Origin of the sequence: Microcoleus sp. LEGE 07076 (assembly GCF_015207455.1) — a bacterium.
GTDB lineage: Bacteria > Cyanobacteriota > Cyanobacteriia > Cyanobacteriales > Microcoleaceae > Microcoleus.
This window is the reverse complement of sequence record NZ_JADEWV010000035.1, coordinates 25,969-42,608: the sequence shown is the minus strand read 5'-3', so window position 1 is coordinate 42,608 and position 16,640 is coordinate 25,969. Positions and strand designations below refer to the sequence as shown.

At 45.4% G+C, this 16,640-nt stretch carries 14 protein-coding genes and 1 tRNA gene; 14 read left to right on the top strand and 1 reads right to left on the bottom strand.

What is annotated here, in order from left to right; genetic code table 11:
- The 14 genes from IQ270_RS30820 to IQ270_RS08520 all read left to right on the top strand — a co-directional run.
- Window positions 1-236, top strand: a 236-nt coding sequence (locus IQ270_RS30820; protein ID WP_228056180.1) for a hypothetical protein, incomplete at its 5' end; no start/stop codon positions are given.
- 49 nt (window positions 237-285) lie between these two features.
- Complete coding sequence (locus IQ270_RS08580) at window positions 286-732, top strand: Hsp20/alpha crystallin family protein (protein WP_193972800.1); 447 nt, start codon at window positions 286-288, stop codon at window positions 730-732.
- Window positions 733-803: 71 nt separating this feature from the next.
- The gene (locus IQ270_RS08575) at window positions 804-1,361 is read left to right on the top strand and encodes a hypothetical protein (RefSeq protein WP_228056179.1); all 558 of its coding nucleotides are present in this window, start codon (window positions 804-806) and stop codon (window positions 1,359-1,361) included.
- Window position 1,362: 1 nt separating this feature from the next.
- Entirely contained in the window at window positions 1,363-1,746 is a 384-nt protein-coding gene (locus IQ270_RS08570; RefSeq protein WP_193972799.1) for a hypothetical protein, read from the top strand.
- Window positions 1,747-1,964: 218 nt separating this feature from the next.
- The gene (locus tag IQ270_RS08565) at window positions 1,965-2,366 is read left to right on the top strand and encodes a fasciclin domain-containing protein (RefSeq protein WP_193972798.1); all 402 of its coding nucleotides are present in this window, start codon (window positions 1,965-1,967) and stop codon (window positions 2,364-2,366) included.
- A 405-nt stretch (window positions 2,367-2,771) separates the two neighbouring features.
- Window positions 2,772-7,940 carry a PAS domain S-box protein gene (locus IQ270_RS08560; protein ID WP_193972805.1) on the top strand — a complete coding sequence of 1,723 codons (5,169 nt, stop codon included), beginning with the start codon at window positions 2,772-2,774 and terminating at the stop codon, window positions 7,938-7,940.
- A gap of 241 nt (window positions 7,941-8,181) precedes the next feature.
- Entirely contained in the window at window positions 8,182-8,409 is a 228-nt protein-coding gene (locus IQ270_RS08555) for a hypothetical protein (RefSeq protein WP_193972797.1), read from the top strand.
- Window positions 8,410-8,609: 200 nt separating this feature from the next.
- On the top strand, window positions 8,610-9,692 hold the full coding sequence (locus IQ270_RS08550; RefSeq protein ID WP_193972796.1) for an amino acid ABC transporter substrate-binding protein: 1,083 nt from the start codon (window positions 8,610-8,612) through the stop codon (window positions 9,690-9,692).
- 244 nt (window positions 9,693-9,936) lie between these two features.
- Entirely contained in the window at window positions 9,937-11,097 is a 1,161-nt protein-coding gene (locus IQ270_RS08545) for an amino acid ABC transporter permease (RefSeq protein ID WP_193972795.1), read from the top strand.
- Between the two features lie 50 nt (window positions 11,098-11,147).
- The gene (locus IQ270_RS08540) at window positions 11,148-11,747 is read left to right on the top strand and encodes a hypothetical protein (RefSeq protein ID WP_193972794.1); all 600 of its coding nucleotides are present in this window, start codon (window positions 11,148-11,150) and stop codon (window positions 11,745-11,747) included.
- A 16-nt stretch (window positions 11,748-11,763) separates the two neighbouring features.
- Window positions 11,764-12,960 carry an amino acid ABC transporter permease gene (locus IQ270_RS08535; protein ID WP_193972793.1) on the top strand — a complete coding sequence of 399 codons (1,197 nt, stop codon included), beginning with the start codon at window positions 11,764-11,766 and terminating at the stop codon, window positions 12,958-12,960.
- A gap of 90 nt (window positions 12,961-13,050) precedes the next feature.
- The gene (locus tag IQ270_RS08530; RefSeq protein WP_193972792.1) at window positions 13,051-13,803 is read left to right on the top strand and encodes an amino acid ABC transporter ATP-binding protein; all 753 of its coding nucleotides are present in this window, start codon (window positions 13,051-13,053) and stop codon (window positions 13,801-13,803) included.
- An 85-nt stretch (window positions 13,804-13,888) separates the two neighbouring features.
- Complete coding sequence (gene uvrC / locus IQ270_RS08525) at window positions 13,889-15,961, top strand: excinuclease ABC subunit UvrC (protein WP_193972791.1); 2,073 nt, start codon at window positions 13,889-13,891, stop codon at window positions 15,959-15,961.
- A 154-nt stretch (window positions 15,962-16,115) separates the two neighbouring features.
- Window positions 16,116-16,186 (top strand) — tRNA-Gly (locus tag IQ270_RS08520).
- A gap of 167 nt (window positions 16,187-16,353) precedes the next feature.
- On the opposite strand, the gene IQ270_RS08515 is transcribed toward IQ270_RS08520, so the two are convergent.
- Window positions 16,354-16,599: a flagellar alpha dynein gene (locus IQ270_RS08515; protein ID WP_228056178.1), complete on the bottom strand. Its 246-nt coding sequence runs from the start codon at window positions 16,597-16,599 to the stop codon at window positions 16,354-16,356.
- Window positions 16,600-16,640: the final 41 nt, after the last annotated feature.

Genomic DNA, 16,640 nt, shown 5'->3' with positions numbered 1-16,640 from the left:
CAATTATGTGTAAATTATTTAATTCGCGATCCTTACTTTCCCCCAAGGGTAGCAGAAAGCTGAAAATACTCGATCGCACTTTCTGCCCCCAGATTCTATGCTCCAAGCCAATTCAAAAATCAAAAATCTACTGTCTCACCATTACCGATCGCAAATGTTCGGAAATGCGATCGGCCTTTTTGCGGAAAACCGAATCCCCCACTTTCGAGAGCCAGAATATATTAAATACAGGTTGAGTCAAATGTTGCTCAGCCTCTAAAAATTAAGAGATTCGAGGTATCAATTATGGCACTTATTCGTTGGGAACCTATGCGGGAAATGGACTCCTTGCAGCGAGAAATGAATCGGTTGTTTGATAGCTTGACACCAGCGACCGATCGCGCATCTAACGGTGTAGCTTTTGTACCCCCCGCCGAAATCGATGAAACTCCAGAAGCCATCCATCTCAAGTTAGAAATTCCGGGCATGGAAGCTCAGGATTTGGACGTACAAGTAACCGCAGAAGCTGTGGCGATTAGTGGCGAACGGCGATCGGAAAACAAGACTGAAGAAAAAGGCATAACTCGCTCAGAGTTCCGCTACGGTTCCTTCCGCCGAGTGATTCCCCTACCCGCACGGGTACAAAATGACAGCGTAGAAGCTGATTACAAAAATGGAGTTTTGCACCTGAACTTGCCCAAAGCGGAAGCAGAAAAAAACCGCGTGGTTAAAGTACAAATCGGCGGTCAATAATTCTTTCTCACATTAGTTAGTTGATTAATAGGGGGACGCAATGCGCCCCCTATTTGCTTTGGGAATGGGGAATGGGGAATTGGGAATTGGGAATTGGGAATTGGGAATTGGGGAATTGGGGAATTGGTCATTGGTCATTGGTAGCCGTCTTTCCCACTCTCCTATTCTCCCACTCTTCCTTCTTCCTTCCATCCGTTAAATCCGCCCTTACGAATAGCCGAACATCCTTCTTCCTCTTCTCCAACTGTGCTAAACTCGAAAAAGCAATGCTTGGTGAGGAGAATTGCGTGCCGAGTCAGGGAGTTGGAGGAAATGGAATTGCATCAGAATTTGGAGACTTAACCGGGATGACTCGTCAAGAAGTCGATGACTTTGTGCGCGGACTGGGTGCAGAAATTAGAACAACTCAACGCGGTTATTTTGAATACGAATTTGCCGATCGTTCGCGAGTCCATATTCGTACTGATGGTGAAGTTGTACGCCCTCCAGCCCCAAAATACGGTTCAGATGGCCGAAGAATAAACAAAGGTTTGCGTCTTGACAAAGATGGCAACTTGGTGAAAACACGCCATGAATTTGGCAATCATATTTCTGGCACACACAATACTGGAGAAAAATTGAGAAATTAATATGGCTGATGATTACGAATTGCTTAACTTAGGTGGACTGACATCCCTGATCGCAAATGTCAATGTCTCTTTTTGGGGCAATGAAATTTTATTTGAATGTATTTACGATCCGACTGGCGAGCGATTGCCTTATAGCATAGTGTTTCATGACTGCCGAGACATCAGTTGGGAGGTTTTCCATCCTGAAGATGTCAAAGATCCTGAAGCTGACTTGATTGGCATTCATTTGGGTGAAAACGCGCACCGGAAAGCAGCTTTAATTCATACTGACATTTTTGAAGTTTCAATTTTGTACGGCAGTTTTAGCATTCACAAGGGAGAAAAATTAAATTTTCAAGATTTAGAAACTGAGGTTTTGGTATCACAACCGCAAGCAGTATTGTAGCAGTTTAAAAGTACCGCGCGGTTAAAGTGCAAAGTGGTTACTAATATTAGCTATGCTAACGGGTTTGTAGTGAGGACTTCAGTCCTCCTCAAAAAACTGAGGACTGAAGTCCTCACTACAAACCAATTACTACTTTTTTAACAAACACAGTAGGTATTGTTGCCCGCATCAGTTTACGATACTTAATAGAACTTTTTTGCCAGATGAGGTAACACAAAATGCCTGATATTGTTGATATTGCCGTAGGTGCAGGTTCCTTCCAAACCCTTGTAACGGCGGTGCAAGTAGCTAATTTAGTGGACGCACTCAAAAGTCCGGGCCCTTTTACCGTCTTTGCGCCAACTGACGATGCTTTTGCGAAATTGCCACCGGGAACCATTACTACCCTAGTGCAGAATGTACCCCAATTGAGTAGGATTTTGATGTTTCACGTCGTCTCTGGCAAGTTTATGAAGGCTGATTTGGCAAAACTCGGTTTTGTTACTTCCTTGGAAGGTTCGCCGATTAAGATTGATTGCTCGGACGGTTTTGAAGTGAAAAATGCTACTGTTGTCTCGGCAGATATCGAAGCTGACAACGGCGTGATTCACGTCATTGATAACGTGATTTTAATGGGTTAGGGTCGAAAATTTAATAACTTAAACACCTCCTACCGTCCTCTCTCCTGTAAGTTGCTTTCCTCGAAGGAGGCAGAGCCTCGCCTATCTGCATTACCAGGCAGAGCCTGGTAACGAGCAATCGCTTAAGTTATTAAATTTTCATTCCTTAGTTTTGCCGTCAATCGAAAATCTATTTTTATTTGGGATTTTCGATTGATTCGGAGGATTTTAAGTGTCGCAACGGGAGCGAGAGCTTGCATTGAGCAGTGTCGCTTTGCTCCCGATCGCGCTTTTGTTTTTTTTAGCCCTTGAAGGTAACATAAATATCAAAAAGTTGTCTTTTCGCCGGATCTATTTTAGAATAATTGTTTAAAAAACTTTGAAAATCAATAATTATAATATAAGGAAACCAGTATAGTGAGCTCTATGCAAATCCTCGCCGCCAGCCTCAAGGCAAAAGTCCGCCAGCGTACCTTGGAACTGCAAGTTCTCAACGAACTTACTCTGAAATTACAACTTGCTGGGACTGTTGATGAAATTTGGTCTGCGTGTATCGAACACATCGGGCGTCTGATGCCTGCTGAGGCGATCCTCTTCGTTGGCGTAGCCCCCGTAGGGGCTGGCTTTCCTTCGGATCGCTTCGCTAACGCTAACGCACTTTTGACGCTACCAGACGAGCGGCTGCTGTACCTCCAACCACCGTCACACCCCTTAACCGATGACACCGTGGCCAAAATTGCAGCCCGGTTGCAAGCGGCCGGAGCTGAATGGCTGGCGGGAAATCGGGACTGGGCGCACAACATCGCTTTGCCACCAATTGCTCAGTTTAAGTCGGTCTTGATGACACCGGCAAACCCGGATGAAAGTCAAGAATTGTTGGGAGTATTTTTCATCGGTGCAGAGCAGGCCGCTGCTTTTGATTTTGAACACCTTTGTTTGCTCCAAACAGTCGCTCAACTTTGTGCTAAATCGTTAATAATATTAGCAGCTAAAACTCCAGATTTCAAGGGGACAAGTAAAAATGTTTTTGCTCTCGATTCGGGAAATCAAGAACTGTTGCTGCAGGCTTTGATCGACGGTAATGCGGACATAGTTTATGTAAAAGATCGAAATTTTAGATATATTTTTGTTAATCAAAGTTTTGCGAAGTATTTAGAAAAAAATGTTGATGAAATTATCGGCAAAGATGATATTGAATTAGGTTTTTTAGAAACATCAGTATTTGGCGATCGCCTCCGCCTTGTTAGGGGCATCCGCGAGGACGATCGAGCTGCGCTCGCCGGGGAGACGGTTCGCAATCCCTATCAGCAAATCGCCTTTGCAGGCGGCAAACAGCACGTCTTTGACACGCAAAAACTGCCGCTGTGCGATGCCGGGGGCAATATATTTGCGGTTTTGGGTATTTCTCGGGAAGTTGCAGAATACTCCGCAGCAGATGAAGCCAGGAATCGAAGCCAAACCCAACTGCAAAAAATTACTGCTAGCGTACCGGGTACTGTATATCAAGTTGACTTGCATCCAGACGGTTCGATGGCCTTTTCGTTTGTCAGCGCCGGTTGTCGAGAATTGTATGAAATAGAGCCGGAGGCGGCTCAGCAGGAGATTAATGTGATTGTTGACATGATTCATCCCGAAGATAGAGATGATTTTGTCAATTCGGTGAGGCTTTCTGCTGAAAGTTTGCAGCCTTGGCGGTGGGAAGGAAGAATTGTCACTTTGTCGGGAAAACAGAAATGGGTGCAAGGGGATGCACAGCCGGAAATGCAAGCATCGGGACAGGTAGTTTACTACGGCTTGTTCACGGATATTAGCGATCGCAAACAAGCTGAGTTGAAACTGCAACTTTATCAAGAAATATTTTTAAAGTCTAACGATGCGATCGCCATTTTAGACCCCCAAGGCTATTATTTAGAAACAAATCAAGCTCACAGGGCTTTGCTGGGTTACAGTTCATCGAATTTGTGGGGAAAAACCCCTGCTGTTCACATGGGAGAACAGGTATTTGCGTCGGTGCTGCAAAGCTTGGGCGAAACAGGAAGTTATCGAGGCGAAATGACCTGTGTTAAGGCTTTACAATCGGGAGTTGTTGAGGTGGAACTTTCGGCTTTTGCGGTGCTCAACGATGCTGGGGATGTGGTTTGTTACGTCAGCGTCAAAAGGGAGATCGCCGAACGCAAGCGAGCTGAGGACAAACTCAAACTTTACCGAGAAATATTTTTAAACTCCAACGATGCGATCGTGATTATTGATGCTGACGGGTTTTTTCTTGAACAAAATCGCGCCCACCAATCGCTGCTAGAATACACAGACGCGGAATTAGAAGCAGAAGCGCCACCGCTGGTTGCGGGGGAGCGCTTTTCGGCAATTGCCAAAAGTTTAGCGAAAACAGGAACTTTTCGGGGCGAAATTACTAACTGTACTAAAAAAGGTCGCACGCTGGCGATCGATGTGGCGGCATCTTCTGTGATTAACAAAAGCGGCGATGTAATTTGTCACGTCTGCGTCAAGCGGGACATTACCGAACGCAAAAAAGGAGAAGAAGAACGGCAAAAATTTGTGTCGCTGATTGAAAATAGCAGCGATTTTATCAGTATGGCTACTCTCGAAGGTCAAACCCTGTTTGTGAACGCAGCCGGACGAAAAATGGTGGGTTTAGAAAATCTTTCGGAAGTGCTTTATACGGAAATATGGGATTATATCGGTCAAAGTTTAAAACAGGAATTTAATCAAGAGATTTTGCCAATAATTATCAGTCAGGGTCAGTGGCAAGGAGAAGGTCAAATGCAGCACTTGCTCACCGGAAAACCCATTGATGTGGTGATGAATGCTTTTCTGGTAAAGCATCCTAAAAGCAGCGAACCGCTCTGCTTTGCTGCGGTAATTCGCGATGTCACCGAACGCAAGAAAGCTGAGAGAATGCTGCGGGAACAGGCAGAACAAGAACGGCTGGTTTCGGCGATCGCCCAGCGAGTCCGGCAGTCTCTCAACCTCACTCAAACTCTCAGCACAGCCGTAGAAGAAGTGCGGCAGTTGCTGGAAACTGACCGCACGATAATTTATCGTTTTGATTCGGAAAAAACAGCGATTGTGGTTGTGGAATCTGTAGGCTCTGATTGGATGTCGCTGCTGGACAGAAAACTTCAAGAAGCATTTTTGGGAGAAAATTATGTATCGCTGTACCGCGCTGGAAAAATTCAAGCAATATCAGATATTTATACAGCAAGCTTGAGCGACTCCCACCGACATTTTTTGGTGACTTTGCAGGTAAGGGCTAATTTAGTTGTACCAATTTTTATCGGCGATGAAAATCAGGAGGCGATCGCAGAAAATTCGCCAAGAGAATTGCCGATCGGCAGTTTGGACAAGCGTCAAAATCGATTGTGGGGGTTGCTGGTGGCTCACCAGTGCAGCGGCCCGCGGGTTTGGACTGATTCTGAGGTGGATTTGCTGGGAAGGTTGAGCGTGCAGTTGGCGATCGCCATTCAGCAATCTACTCTTTTTGAACAAGCGCAGCAGGCCCGAGAAGCGGCCCTGGAAGCATCTCGAATGAAGTCGCTATTTTTAGCAAATATGAGTCACGAAATCCGCACTCCGATGAATGGAGTCATGGGGATGACTGATTTGCTGCTGAAAACAAATCTCACTCCCGAACAACTCGACTTTGTGCAGACGCTAAAAATCAGCAGCCAAAATTTGCTGTCGATCATTAACGATATTCTCGACCTCTCCAAACTTGAAGCAGGAGAAATGCGCTTGGAAACGATCGAATTCGACCTCAGTATCTGTCTGGATGAAGTGCTGGATTTGTTGGCAACTCCCGCACAAGCAAAAGGTATAGAATTGGTGGCGCTGATTGACACCGATGTGCCGCTGCAAATTAAAGGCGATGCAGCGAGATTGCGACAAATACTTACTAATTTAATCAACAATGCCATTAAGTTTACCGAAGCAGGAGAAGTAGTAATTGAGGTTTCTACTGGCAGGCTTCCGAGGGTGTTGTCAGCCAGCGATAGCAAAGTTTTAGAGAAGATTCAACCGTTAAAAGTCGGAAAAAGTCGGAAGCTATTCCTGCTGTTTAAAGTCAGAGATACAGGGATTGGGATTTCAATTGAAGACCAAAAAAAGCTGTTCCAATCTTTTACTCAGGTTGATGCTTCTACAACTAGAAAGTACGGCGGTACAGGTTTGGGTCTGGCTATTTCTAAGCAGTTGGTGGAGTTGATCGGGGGTCAAATCGGCGTGGAAAGCACGCCCGGTTCGGGATCGACTTTTTGGTTTTCTGTGCCGGCTGTTAAGGAAAATTTAACTGCTGCTGGGACAGCCTGCGAAGTAAATTTGCAAACGGTGCTGGCGGGGCGAAAAATGTTAGTTGCTAGCGATAAGCCGACATTGCGAAAAGTGCTGGTGAGAATGGCTGCTGTGTGGAAAATGGAAATTGAGGAGGTGGAAAACGGTTGGATGGCGATCGCATCTCTGTACAAAGCTGTCAGCGTTAATTGTCCTTACGATATTGTTTTGGTTGATATTCAGTTGCCGGAAATGGTGGCGGGAAGTATGGAACGCTTGATGATTGCTGAGCAGGCTATGCAGCAGACGCATTGGGTGGTGCTGACTTCAATTACTCAGATAGCGGAGGCGAAACGCTTGGTAGATATCGGTTTTAGCGGCTATTTAACTAAACCTGTGAAAGCTCACAGGCTGTTTGATTGCTTGGTGAATGCGATCGCCCCTAATGCTGCAATCGATCTGTCGCTGGCAAATCCCCCGCAAAATCAAGCTTCAGCTATTGACAACGGGAAGTTAGCTAGCTTAAAGATTTTGTTAGTTGAAGATACTCCGATCAATCAAAAAGTTGGTCTGAATCAACTCAAGGTTTTGGGATGCACGGCGGATGTGGCGAATAACGGCGCTGAAGCGCTATCTATGCTTGCTCTCAAAAAGTATGACATTGTGTTGATGGACTGTCAGATGCCGGTTTTGGACGGTTACGAAGCGACGCGCCAATTGCGCCGGATGGAAGCCGCAGGTGCTGCTGGTTCGATGAATCCACAGCTTCATACGGTGGTGGTGGCGATGACGGCAAATGCTTTGAAGGGCGATCGAGAAAAGTGTCTGGCGGCGGGCATGGACGATTATATTAGCAAGCCTATTTCGATCGACAACTTAAAATCTGTACTAGAAAATTGGTCGGTACAGTTAAAAACTGAAAGTCCCGAGTTTAAAGGCGAGGAACTTGAAAACTCTGCCCCCGATCTAGAATCTGCCGTCGATATGGCGCGCTTGCACGAAATTGCGGGCGCTGATTTGGATTTTGAGCGGGAAATTTTGCAAGCTTTTGTGGTGGATACTGGCAGTTATTTAGAAGATGCTAAGGAGGCGATCGCCTCTGGAGATGTCGAGACACTCGCGAGCAGGGCGCATCAAATTAAAGGTGTCAGCGCGACGGCGGCGGTGCGGCTAATGCCGGAGATGGCTGCTGAGCTTCAATGTCTGGCCGAATCCAACGATTTGGATGGAGCCGCGAAAATCATCGCTGAATTGGAAATAATTCTGGCGCGGGTTCAAAAATTGGTGGCTGCTGAGCCAGAAATTTGAAATCTTGTAAAGATTGTTAACTTTTTATCAAGATATTTATCTGTATGTGACGAGATTGGGAACTCTTATAACATCTTGTGTGTTGTAGCTTTTGACACTGCTAGATTGAGTTATTGTGTGGAAATATAAAATAATCATTAAGCCGATCGCTCACAGGGTGATTTTCGTATATCGGCTTGAAAGACTAAGACAAGCATTTCGCCCAGCCCATTAACTGCGTATTTACGCTTGAGGAGGTTTTATGACTCCAATCATGTTACGTCAACTCTGGTCGTTAATTGAGACCACCCAAGCCACTCTGTTAGTCAATTTAGACGATGCTACCCTAGTGCAGTGGCTGCTGAAGCAGTTGAAGACAAACTCTGCACTCAATGGCAATGAAACAGATTTGTTGAACGAGTACATCGAGTCTCGGCTGTCGCTAATTCGGGATTTAGCGGAGCAGCGCTTGGCCCCTGAGCGGTTTTGAGCCGATTACATCAAAATTGGATAAATATTGTAGGGAATGGCGATCGCTCGCGGTGGGCCAAAAAATAAAGGCGGGTTAGGGTGCAGTTGTCGCGCGGCAGAACGGCTTATTTGAAGCAGCCCGAGGTTCTACATCGGCGATCGCAACAGTTCTCGACAGCTACAAGGTAGGATTGTCAAGAAAGCGTTCTACTAAAATCTATGCGTAAATGGGGATTTCTGCTGCTAGCAACCGTGTTGTTGACATCGCTAGCATCTTGTCGGGACCGATCGGCACAAATCGTACAAAATACAGGTACAAATACGGCAGAAGGCAAATCGCAACAAGGTTCTAGCCGGATAGATACAATTGTCAGCCGCGGCAAACTGATTTGTGGTGTCAGCGGCGAACTGCCTGGTTTTAGCTTTGTAGACGAAAAAGGCAAATATTCGGGGCTGGATGTGGATGTGTGCAGGGCTGTGGCGGCAGCAATATTTGACGATCCCGAAAAAGTAGAATACCGAAAGCTCAACGCTAAAGATAGATTTACAGTTTTGCAGGCCGGAGAAATCGACATTCTCAGCCGCAATACCACCTTTACGGCGAGCCGCGACAGCACTACGGGACTGGAATTTGCCCCAGTAATCTTTTATGACTCTCAAGGAATCATGGTCAAAAAAGACAGCGGCATCAAAAGTTTAAAAGATTTTGCGGGCAAATCAATCTGCGTGCAGACAGGTACGAGCACCGAACAAAATTTGTCCGACCAAATGCGAAAATTAGGAGTTAAATACACTCCTGTGGTGTTTGAAGATGTGAATGCTACCTTTGCGACGTATCAAGAAGGTCGCTGTCAAGGTGTTACAGCCGATCGATCGCAACTCGTGTCAAAGCGCACAACTCTACCGAATTCCGAGAACAATGAAATTTTGCCGGTAGTGATGTCAAAAGAACCTTTAGCCCCAGCGGTGAAAAGCGGCGATCCTAAATGGTCGGACGCAGTGAGATGGATTATTTTTGCGGCGATTGAAGCTGAAGACTTGGGAATTAATTCAGCAAATGTAGACCAAACTGTGGCAAGCACTACAGACCCCAACGTCAAACGTTTGCTAGGCAAAGAAGGAGATTTAGGCAAAGGTTTCGGACTCCCGAACGATTTCGCAGCCCGCATTGTTAAGAAAGTGGGGAATTACGGCGAAATGTACGATCGCAACCTCGGCCCGAAAAGTACACTTAAGTTAGAACGGGGTCAAAACAAACTCTGGAAAGATGGCGGTTTGCTTTACTCCCCGCCATTCCGCTAATTTTTGTTAGTCATTAGTCATTAGTCATTAGTCATGAGTCATTAGTTATTAGTTAGTTTTTGTTGTAAGCTGTTGAGTATCTAAATTGTATTTTTTGGCGTTCAGACACCCTCCCACCAGAAAAATTTCATCCAACTTAACTCTAAGATTTAGATGCGCCTGGGCTTACTAACAAATAACTAATAACAAATAACAAATAACCAATAACAAATAACAAATAACAAATAACAAATAACAAATAAAAATGATTAAACTGCTGCGGGACGATCGCTTCTGGAAAATTGCCGGACAGGCGATATTCGTAATTTTAGCAATCAGTGTCATCGCCATTTTTTGGGACAATCTCAGTGCCAATTACGCGCAACTGGGGATTGCATTTGGATTTGACTTTCTCAATTCCCAAGCATCCTTTGACATCGGCGAAAGCGTAATTCCTTACAGTCCCGAAAACACTTACAGACAAGCTTATTTTGTCGGTTTAATCAACTCGCTGCGGGTGATGGGTTTGGGGATTGCATTCGCAACAATTGCGGGTTTGACAGTAGGAATTGCGCGCCTTTGGGACAATTGGTTGCTGCGGAATTTGGCTGCTTTGTACGTGGAGATTTTGAGGAATACCCCGTTATTGCTGCAATTATTTTTCTGGTATTTTGCAGTTTTCATTTCCCTGCCAAAACTGGAAGACAACCAGCAGATGAGGGGGCCGATTTACTTGACAAATCGCGGTATTGCTGTACCTTGGCCTGTGGCTTTACCTGGTTTTGAAATTTGGTTGATTTTGCTAACTGTCGGAGTTTTGGCCGCGGCGGGGCTGTGGATGTGGCGGGCGCGGGTGATGCTGGAACAAGCGAAGCCGGGAAGACAGTTGTTTTGGGCGGCTGGTGCGATCGTCCTAAGTGCAATCATAGCTTTCATTATCACCAAAAATCTGCCTTTGCGCCTAGACTTCCCCCGCCTGACACCAGCATTGCAACTCGAAGGCGGATTAAAATTAACTCCAGAATTTGCAGCCTTAGTAACAGGACTCAGCTTGTATACTGGCAGTTACATTGCAGAAATTGTCCGTGGCGGAATTCAGTCAGTATCGTCCGGCCAGTGGGAAGCAGCAAAATCTTTGGGGCTGAAGTCTGGAACCGCCATGCGGAGGGTAATTTTGCCGCAAGCTTTGCGGGTGATTGTGCCGCCTTTAACCAGTCAGTATCTGAATTTAGCTAAGAATTCGAGTTTAGCTGTGGCGGTGGCTTATCCCGACGTTTACTTTGTGGTGGGTTCTCCGACGCTGAATCAGACCGGTCGGGCGATCGAAGCAATGTTAATTATCATGGTAACATACCTCACAATTAGTTTGATAATTTCTCTGTTCATGAATTGGTACAATCACACCGTACAAATCAAGGAAAGGTAAATAATTGAGATTTGAGCTATTTTCATTGGAATAAAAGGAGAGCGCATTAAATGGCATACAGTGATTTTAGCTTAGACCGAGTGACTAAAAATTTTGATTTAACGATTTCCGATAAGATTGATATGTTCGCTGCTGTATCAGAATTAGAGTCGAGCGCATTACTTTCCGAAATTCTCAAAGATAATATACCGTTAGCCTTGAGCAGCAACACTGAAAAAGCTCGTTCTGAAATGATTATCGCACCGATTTTGATCGACCTTAGAAAACAGTTAAACTTGGAAATTAGTTTGTTTTCGGGAATAGACTTTACAGTAGATGTTGAAAAAGGATTAAATGGAAGTTGCGATTTTCTGATCAGTCATTCCCCAGAATTACTAATTGTTAGAGCGCCAATAATCATCATTGTAGAAGCCAATAAGGAAAATATCAATGGCGGATTGGGACAGTGCGTAGCAGAAATGTTGGCTGCTAGAATATTTAATGAACGTGAGGGCAACGAAATTCCGGCGATTTATGGGACTGTTACTACAGGTACTATCTGGAAATTTCTAAAATTGCAAGAACAAATTATTGAAATTGATTTAGGTGAATATTACTTGAGAGATGTGAATAAAGTTTTAGGAATCTTAGCGAACAGTATTAGAAATTAATAATAACTAAAAACTGATGGAAACAACTCCCGTATTACCGCCCCCACCCACCGAATCGCCCACGCCTTGGAATTGGGCGCGCAAAAACTTATTCAGCACCTGGTACAACTGCATTCTGACAGTAGTTTGCCTAATTATTGCCTTCCAAACTATCAAAGGAATTATCGTTTGGGCAACGACAAAAGCTCAATGGCGGGTATTAGAAGCCAACTTGCCACTATTTTTTGCCGGCAGATTTCCGCGCGAATCCTACTGGCGGCTGTGGATAGTAACGGCGATAATTGCTTTGTTGGGAGGCTTGACTTGGGGAAATATTCAGCGGGAAGAACGTCTTTGGAATCGCCCTACACTGATTTTACTCGGTGCTGCGGTTGTGGGTGCGGTCATTTCGCCGATCGACCTAACCTCTCGTTTTTACCTGCTAGCCAGTATTATCGCAGCGACTGCGGGGTATGTCGCCGCCAGACAAATTAACTCAAAAATCATGGATTGGATGCCTACAATTTGGATTCTTTCCTTCCCGCTGATTCTGTGGTTAATTAAAGGCGGGTTAGGTTTGAGAGAAGTCTCGACAAATGATTGGGGCGGTTTAGTGCTGACGTTGTTTTTAGCAATTATTAGTATTGTGCTTTCCTTTCCCTTGGGAGTATTGCTAGCCCTGGGTAGACAAAGTTCTTTACCTGTCGTCAAATTGTTTTCAACATTATACATTGAAATCGTTCGCGGCTTGCCATTAATTGGCATTTTGTTTTTAGGTCAAGTGATGCTGCAATTATTCTTGCCGCCAGAATATCCGAGATTGGATAGAGTCATTAGAGCCATTGCCGGATTAACATTATTCAGTGCGGCATACTTAGCCGAAAACGTGCGCGGAGGCTTGCAGGCTGTACCTAGGGGACAAATAGAAGCAGCAAGGGCGATCGGGCTAAACACACCTCTACTGACAATTCTGATTGTACTGCCTCAAGCCCTGCGAACAGTCATTCCGGCGATCGGCGGTCAATTCATCGGATTATTCATGGATACATCCCTACTTTCCCTATTCGGAATGTTAGAATTAATCGGAATATCCCGCGCCGTATTAGCAAATCCATCATACATCGGCAGATACGCCGAAGTTTACATATTCGTCGGCATCATTTATTGGGTATTTTGCTACTCAATGTCACTAGCCAGCCGCAAAATAGAACGAACTTTAGAAGTAGGTCATTAGTTATTAGTTATTGGTTATCTGACAATTTTTGAGTACGAATTTCTATCGGCGTTCATCTGCGTTCATCAGCGGTTAACAAATAAAACAAACATGGAAACTCAATCAACAGCCCCAGAAAAAGTAATCGTAGCAGAAAACGTCCACAAATGGTACGGACAATTTCACGTACTGCGCGGTGTCAGCATGAACGTAAACCGAGGCGAAGTCGTCGTCGTGATGGGCCCATCAGGCTCAGGAAAATCGACGTTTATCCGCACATTTAACGCATTAGAGGCATATCAGCAAGGTAAAATTACGATCGACGGCATCGAACTTTCCCACGACTTGCAAAACATCGAGACAATTCGCCGGGAAGTAGGAATGGTGTTTCAGCAATTCAACCTGTTTCCCCACTTATCAGTGTTGCAAAATGTGATGCTAGCGCCAGTATGGGTGCGCCGCTGGCCGAAGAAAAAAGCCGAAGAAGTAGCGATGCAACTATTAGAAAGAGTGGGAATTTTGTCACAAGCACAAAAATATCCCGGACAGCTATCTGGGGGACAGCAGCAGCGGGTAGCAATTGCACGTTCTTTAGCAATGCAGCCTAAAATTATGTTATTTGACGAACCGACATCAGCATTAGATCCGGAGATGGTGCGGGAAGTTTTAGATGTGATGCGAAATTTGGCTGAAACTGGGATTACAATGGTAGTGGTGACTCACGAAGTTGGGTTTGCTCGCGAAGTTGCCGATCGCATTGTCTTGATGGATGGCGGTGTTTTGGTTGAAGAAGCCGGGCCCGAAGAGTTTTTTGTGAACCCGAAGGAAGAACGGACACGCAAATTTTTATCTCAAATATTATAGGGAATTGGGCATAGGGCATAGGGCATAGGTATGGGTATTGCTAACAACAAATAACTAATAACTAACAACCAATAACTAATAACCAATGACCACAAAAACGCTGCCGCTGGTTAAAGATCCAGAACGCTTAGAAAGCCGCCTCAAGGAAATTCCCCCAGTTCCAGGTGTATACTTAATGCGCGATGAGAGCGATCGCATCCTTTACATCGGCAAATCAAAAAAACTCCGGAACCGCGTCCGTTCCTATTTTCGCGACAGCAAAAATCTCAGTCCCCGCATCGCAATGATGGTGCAGCAAGTGCGGGAAATCGAGTTCATCGCCACCGACACAGAAGCGGAAGCTTTAGCATTAGAAGCAAACCTTGTAAAACAGCACCAACCCTACTTTAATGTCCTCCTCAAAGATGATAAAAAATATCCTTATTTGTGCATAACTTGGTCGGAAGAATACCCGCGCATTTTCATTACCCGCAAACGTCGCGCTACCAGTGCCAAAGACCGCTACTACGGCCCCTACGTAGATACAGGGGCGCTGCGGAGTACGCTGCATTTAATCAAGCGGATTTTCCCGCTGCGACAGCGCCCTCAACCGCTGTTTAAAGACCGTCCTTGCTTGAACTATGATATCGGCCGCTGCGTCGGTGTTTGTCAGGGTCTAACTTCGCCGGAGGAATACCGCAAAATCATTCAAAAAGTGGCGATGATTTTTCAGGGAAGAACTCAGGAGTTGCTGGATATTCTGGAACCGCAAATGGTACAAGCAGCGGCAGATTTAAACTTTGAAACTGCGGCGCAAATTCGCGATCGAATCAAAGGTTTGCAGTCTTTAAGTGCGGGTCAAAAGGTGTCTTTGCCCGATGATACTGTTTCCAGGGATGCGATCGCCCTGGCGGCAGATACCCAGCACGCTTGCGTTCAACTATTCCAGATTCGCGCCGGCCAATTAGTCGGAAGACTGGGATTTATAGCTGATGTGCCTGCACCATCCGCAATCCCTCTGCTGCCAGAAAAAAGCAAGGATAGTTCACTTTCTTCGCAGGCTGAAGAAATGGCGAAATGGGAATTTCAATGCGGTGTGGAACCGGGAGCGATTTTGCAGCGGGTGTTAGAAGAACATTATCAAAATGTCGAATCGGTAGAAATTCCCAGCGAAATTTCAGTGCAGTACGAATTGCCAGAAGGGGAAATGTTAGCAGATTGGCTGACCAATCGTAAGGGACGAAAGGTAACAATTTTGACTCCGCAGCGACAAACTAAGGCGGAGTTGATTGAGATGGTGGAACGCAACGCTGAGTATGAATTGGCGAGAATGCAAAGATTGAGCGATCGCAATTCTCAAGCAATGGAAGATTTAGCAGAAATTCTCGATTTGCCGGAAGTTCCGCACCGAATTGAAGGTTACGATATTTCTCACATTCAAGGTTCTGACGCTGTAGCTTCCCGCGTCGTATTTATTGACGGTTTGCCTGCCAACCAACACTACCGCCACTACAAAATTAAAAATCCTGAAATTAAATCGGGTCATTCTGACGATTTTGCTAGTTTAGCAGAAGTGATCGGCAGACGATTCCGAGGATTGAAGGAAGAAGGAAGAGGGAAGTCGGAAGACAAATTTAGGCATTTCGAGGAAGACAAAGAACTAAGGGAAAAGGAAGAAGACTTTAGCGATTTAAACCAAAAGATAGAAATGGAAAGTTTCTCTACAATTTGCCCTTCGATTGTTGACAAACCGGACTTAATTATGATAGATGGTGGCAAAGGTCAACTGTCAGCAGTAGTGGCAGTTTTGCGGGAGATGAATTTGCTAGATGAGTTGCGGGTTGTCAGTTTGGCAAAGCAGCGAGAGGAGATATTTTTGCCTGGGGAATCTTTGCCGGTGCCAACTAATTCTGAGCAACCGGGCGTACAATTACTGCGTAGAGTACGGGATGAGGCCCACAGATTTGCTGTGAGTTTTCACCGAGATCAAAGAAGTCAGAGAATGAAGCGATCGCGCTTAGATGAGATTCCCGGATTGGGACACCACCGACAAAAACTTTTGTTAGCGCATTTTCGGTCGATCGACTATCTGCGTTTAGCGACTCCCCAACAGTTGGCAGAAGTTTCTGGGATTGGCCCGCGTCTGGCCCAGCAAATCTACGATTATTTCCATCCGTAAAGTCTTAGCCAGCCTCGGAAAGGGGGATTTTTGGGCGGATCGGGCGATCGAGCCGCAAGTCCCGATTCAGCCATTTTCACACAAGTCTTGAGAAATTTTGCACAGGATTATTGCAATTATCAGAAGCTTGTGGTATGGTTATATTCTCTGTTGTGCGGGCATAGTTTAGTGGTAAAACTTTAGCCTTCCAAGCTAACTATGCGGGTTCGATTCCCGCTGCCCGCTTACGTCTACAAGAACCTCAAACCAACGATAAATCAACGGTTTGGGGTTTTTTATTGCTGATTTTTGGGGTTGGTGAGGTATCGGATTGACTAGAAATTGAATACAAATTGAATACAATTTGCCTCGTTTGAATACAAATTGAATACAATCCTTACCTACACTAACTTTCAGCCGTTGCCTTCTGCTAGAAGCCCCAGAATAGCGTCGATATCTCCCAAGTCCGCCCTCGACTTTTTGCGCCGCCCTTTCAACTGGTTGAGCAAGTCTGCCGGCTCTGGAAAATCTGCCTCGGTCAGAGCCACATTTTTATTTGCTTCCCGTGAGCGCTGCGCTTCCTTAAGCTCTTGCTCCAGCATCTGCACCTTCAGCACCAAGTCGCCGTTGCCAAGAGTGTAACTGATTGAGTTCTGCATCCCACTCTGCCAGTTGCTTATTGGCCGCTTTCAATTCCTGC

What these genes read in the sequence shown, in the direction of transcription:
- IQ270_RS08575 (WP_228056179.1), top strand. Translation starts at nt 804, where the DNA reads ATGGGGAATTGGGAATTGGGAATTGGGAATTGGGAATTGGGGAATTGG.
- IQ270_RS08540 (WP_193972794.1), top strand. Translation starts at nt 11,148, where the DNA reads ATGGCATACAGTGATTTTAGCTTAGACCGAGTGACTAAAAATTTTGAT.
- IQ270_RS08565 (WP_193972798.1), top strand. Translation starts at nt 1,965, where the DNA reads ATGCCTGATATTGTTGATATTGCCGTAGGTGCAGGTTCCTTCCAAACC.
- IQ270_RS08515 (WP_228056178.1), bottom strand. Translation starts at nt 16,599, where the DNA reads ATGCAGAACTCAATCAGTTACACTCTTGGCAACGGCGACTTGGTGCTG.
- IQ270_RS08530 (WP_193972792.1), top strand. Translation starts at nt 13,051, where the DNA reads ATGGAAACTCAATCAACAGCCCCAGAAAAAGTAATCGTAGCAGAAAAC.
- IQ270_RS08535 (WP_193972793.1), top strand. Translation starts at nt 11,764, where the DNA reads ATGGAAACAACTCCCGTATTACCGCCCCCACCCACCGAATCGCCCACG.
- IQ270_RS08555 (WP_193972797.1), top strand. Translation starts at nt 8,182, where the DNA reads ATGACTCCAATCATGTTACGTCAACTCTGGTCGTTAATTGAGACCACC.
- uvrC (WP_193972791.1), top strand. Translation starts at nt 13,889, where the DNA reads ATGACCACAAAAACGCTGCCGCTGGTTAAAGATCCAGAACGCTTAGAA.
- IQ270_RS08545 (WP_193972795.1), top strand. Translation starts at nt 9,937, where the DNA reads ATGATTAAACTGCTGCGGGACGATCGCTTCTGGAAAATTGCCGGACAG.
- IQ270_RS08560 (WP_193972805.1), top strand. Translation starts at nt 2,772, where the DNA reads ATGCAAATCCTCGCCGCCAGCCTCAAGGCAAAAGTCCGCCAGCGTACC.
- IQ270_RS08550 (WP_193972796.1), top strand. Translation starts at nt 8,610, where the DNA reads ATGCGTAAATGGGGATTTCTGCTGCTAGCAACCGTGTTGTTGACATCG.
- IQ270_RS08570 (WP_193972799.1), top strand. Translation starts at nt 1,363, where the DNA reads ATGGCTGATGATTACGAATTGCTTAACTTAGGTGGACTGACATCCCTG.
- IQ270_RS08580 (WP_193972800.1), top strand. Translation starts at nt 286, where the DNA reads ATGGCACTTATTCGTTGGGAACCTATGCGGGAAATGGACTCCTTGCAG.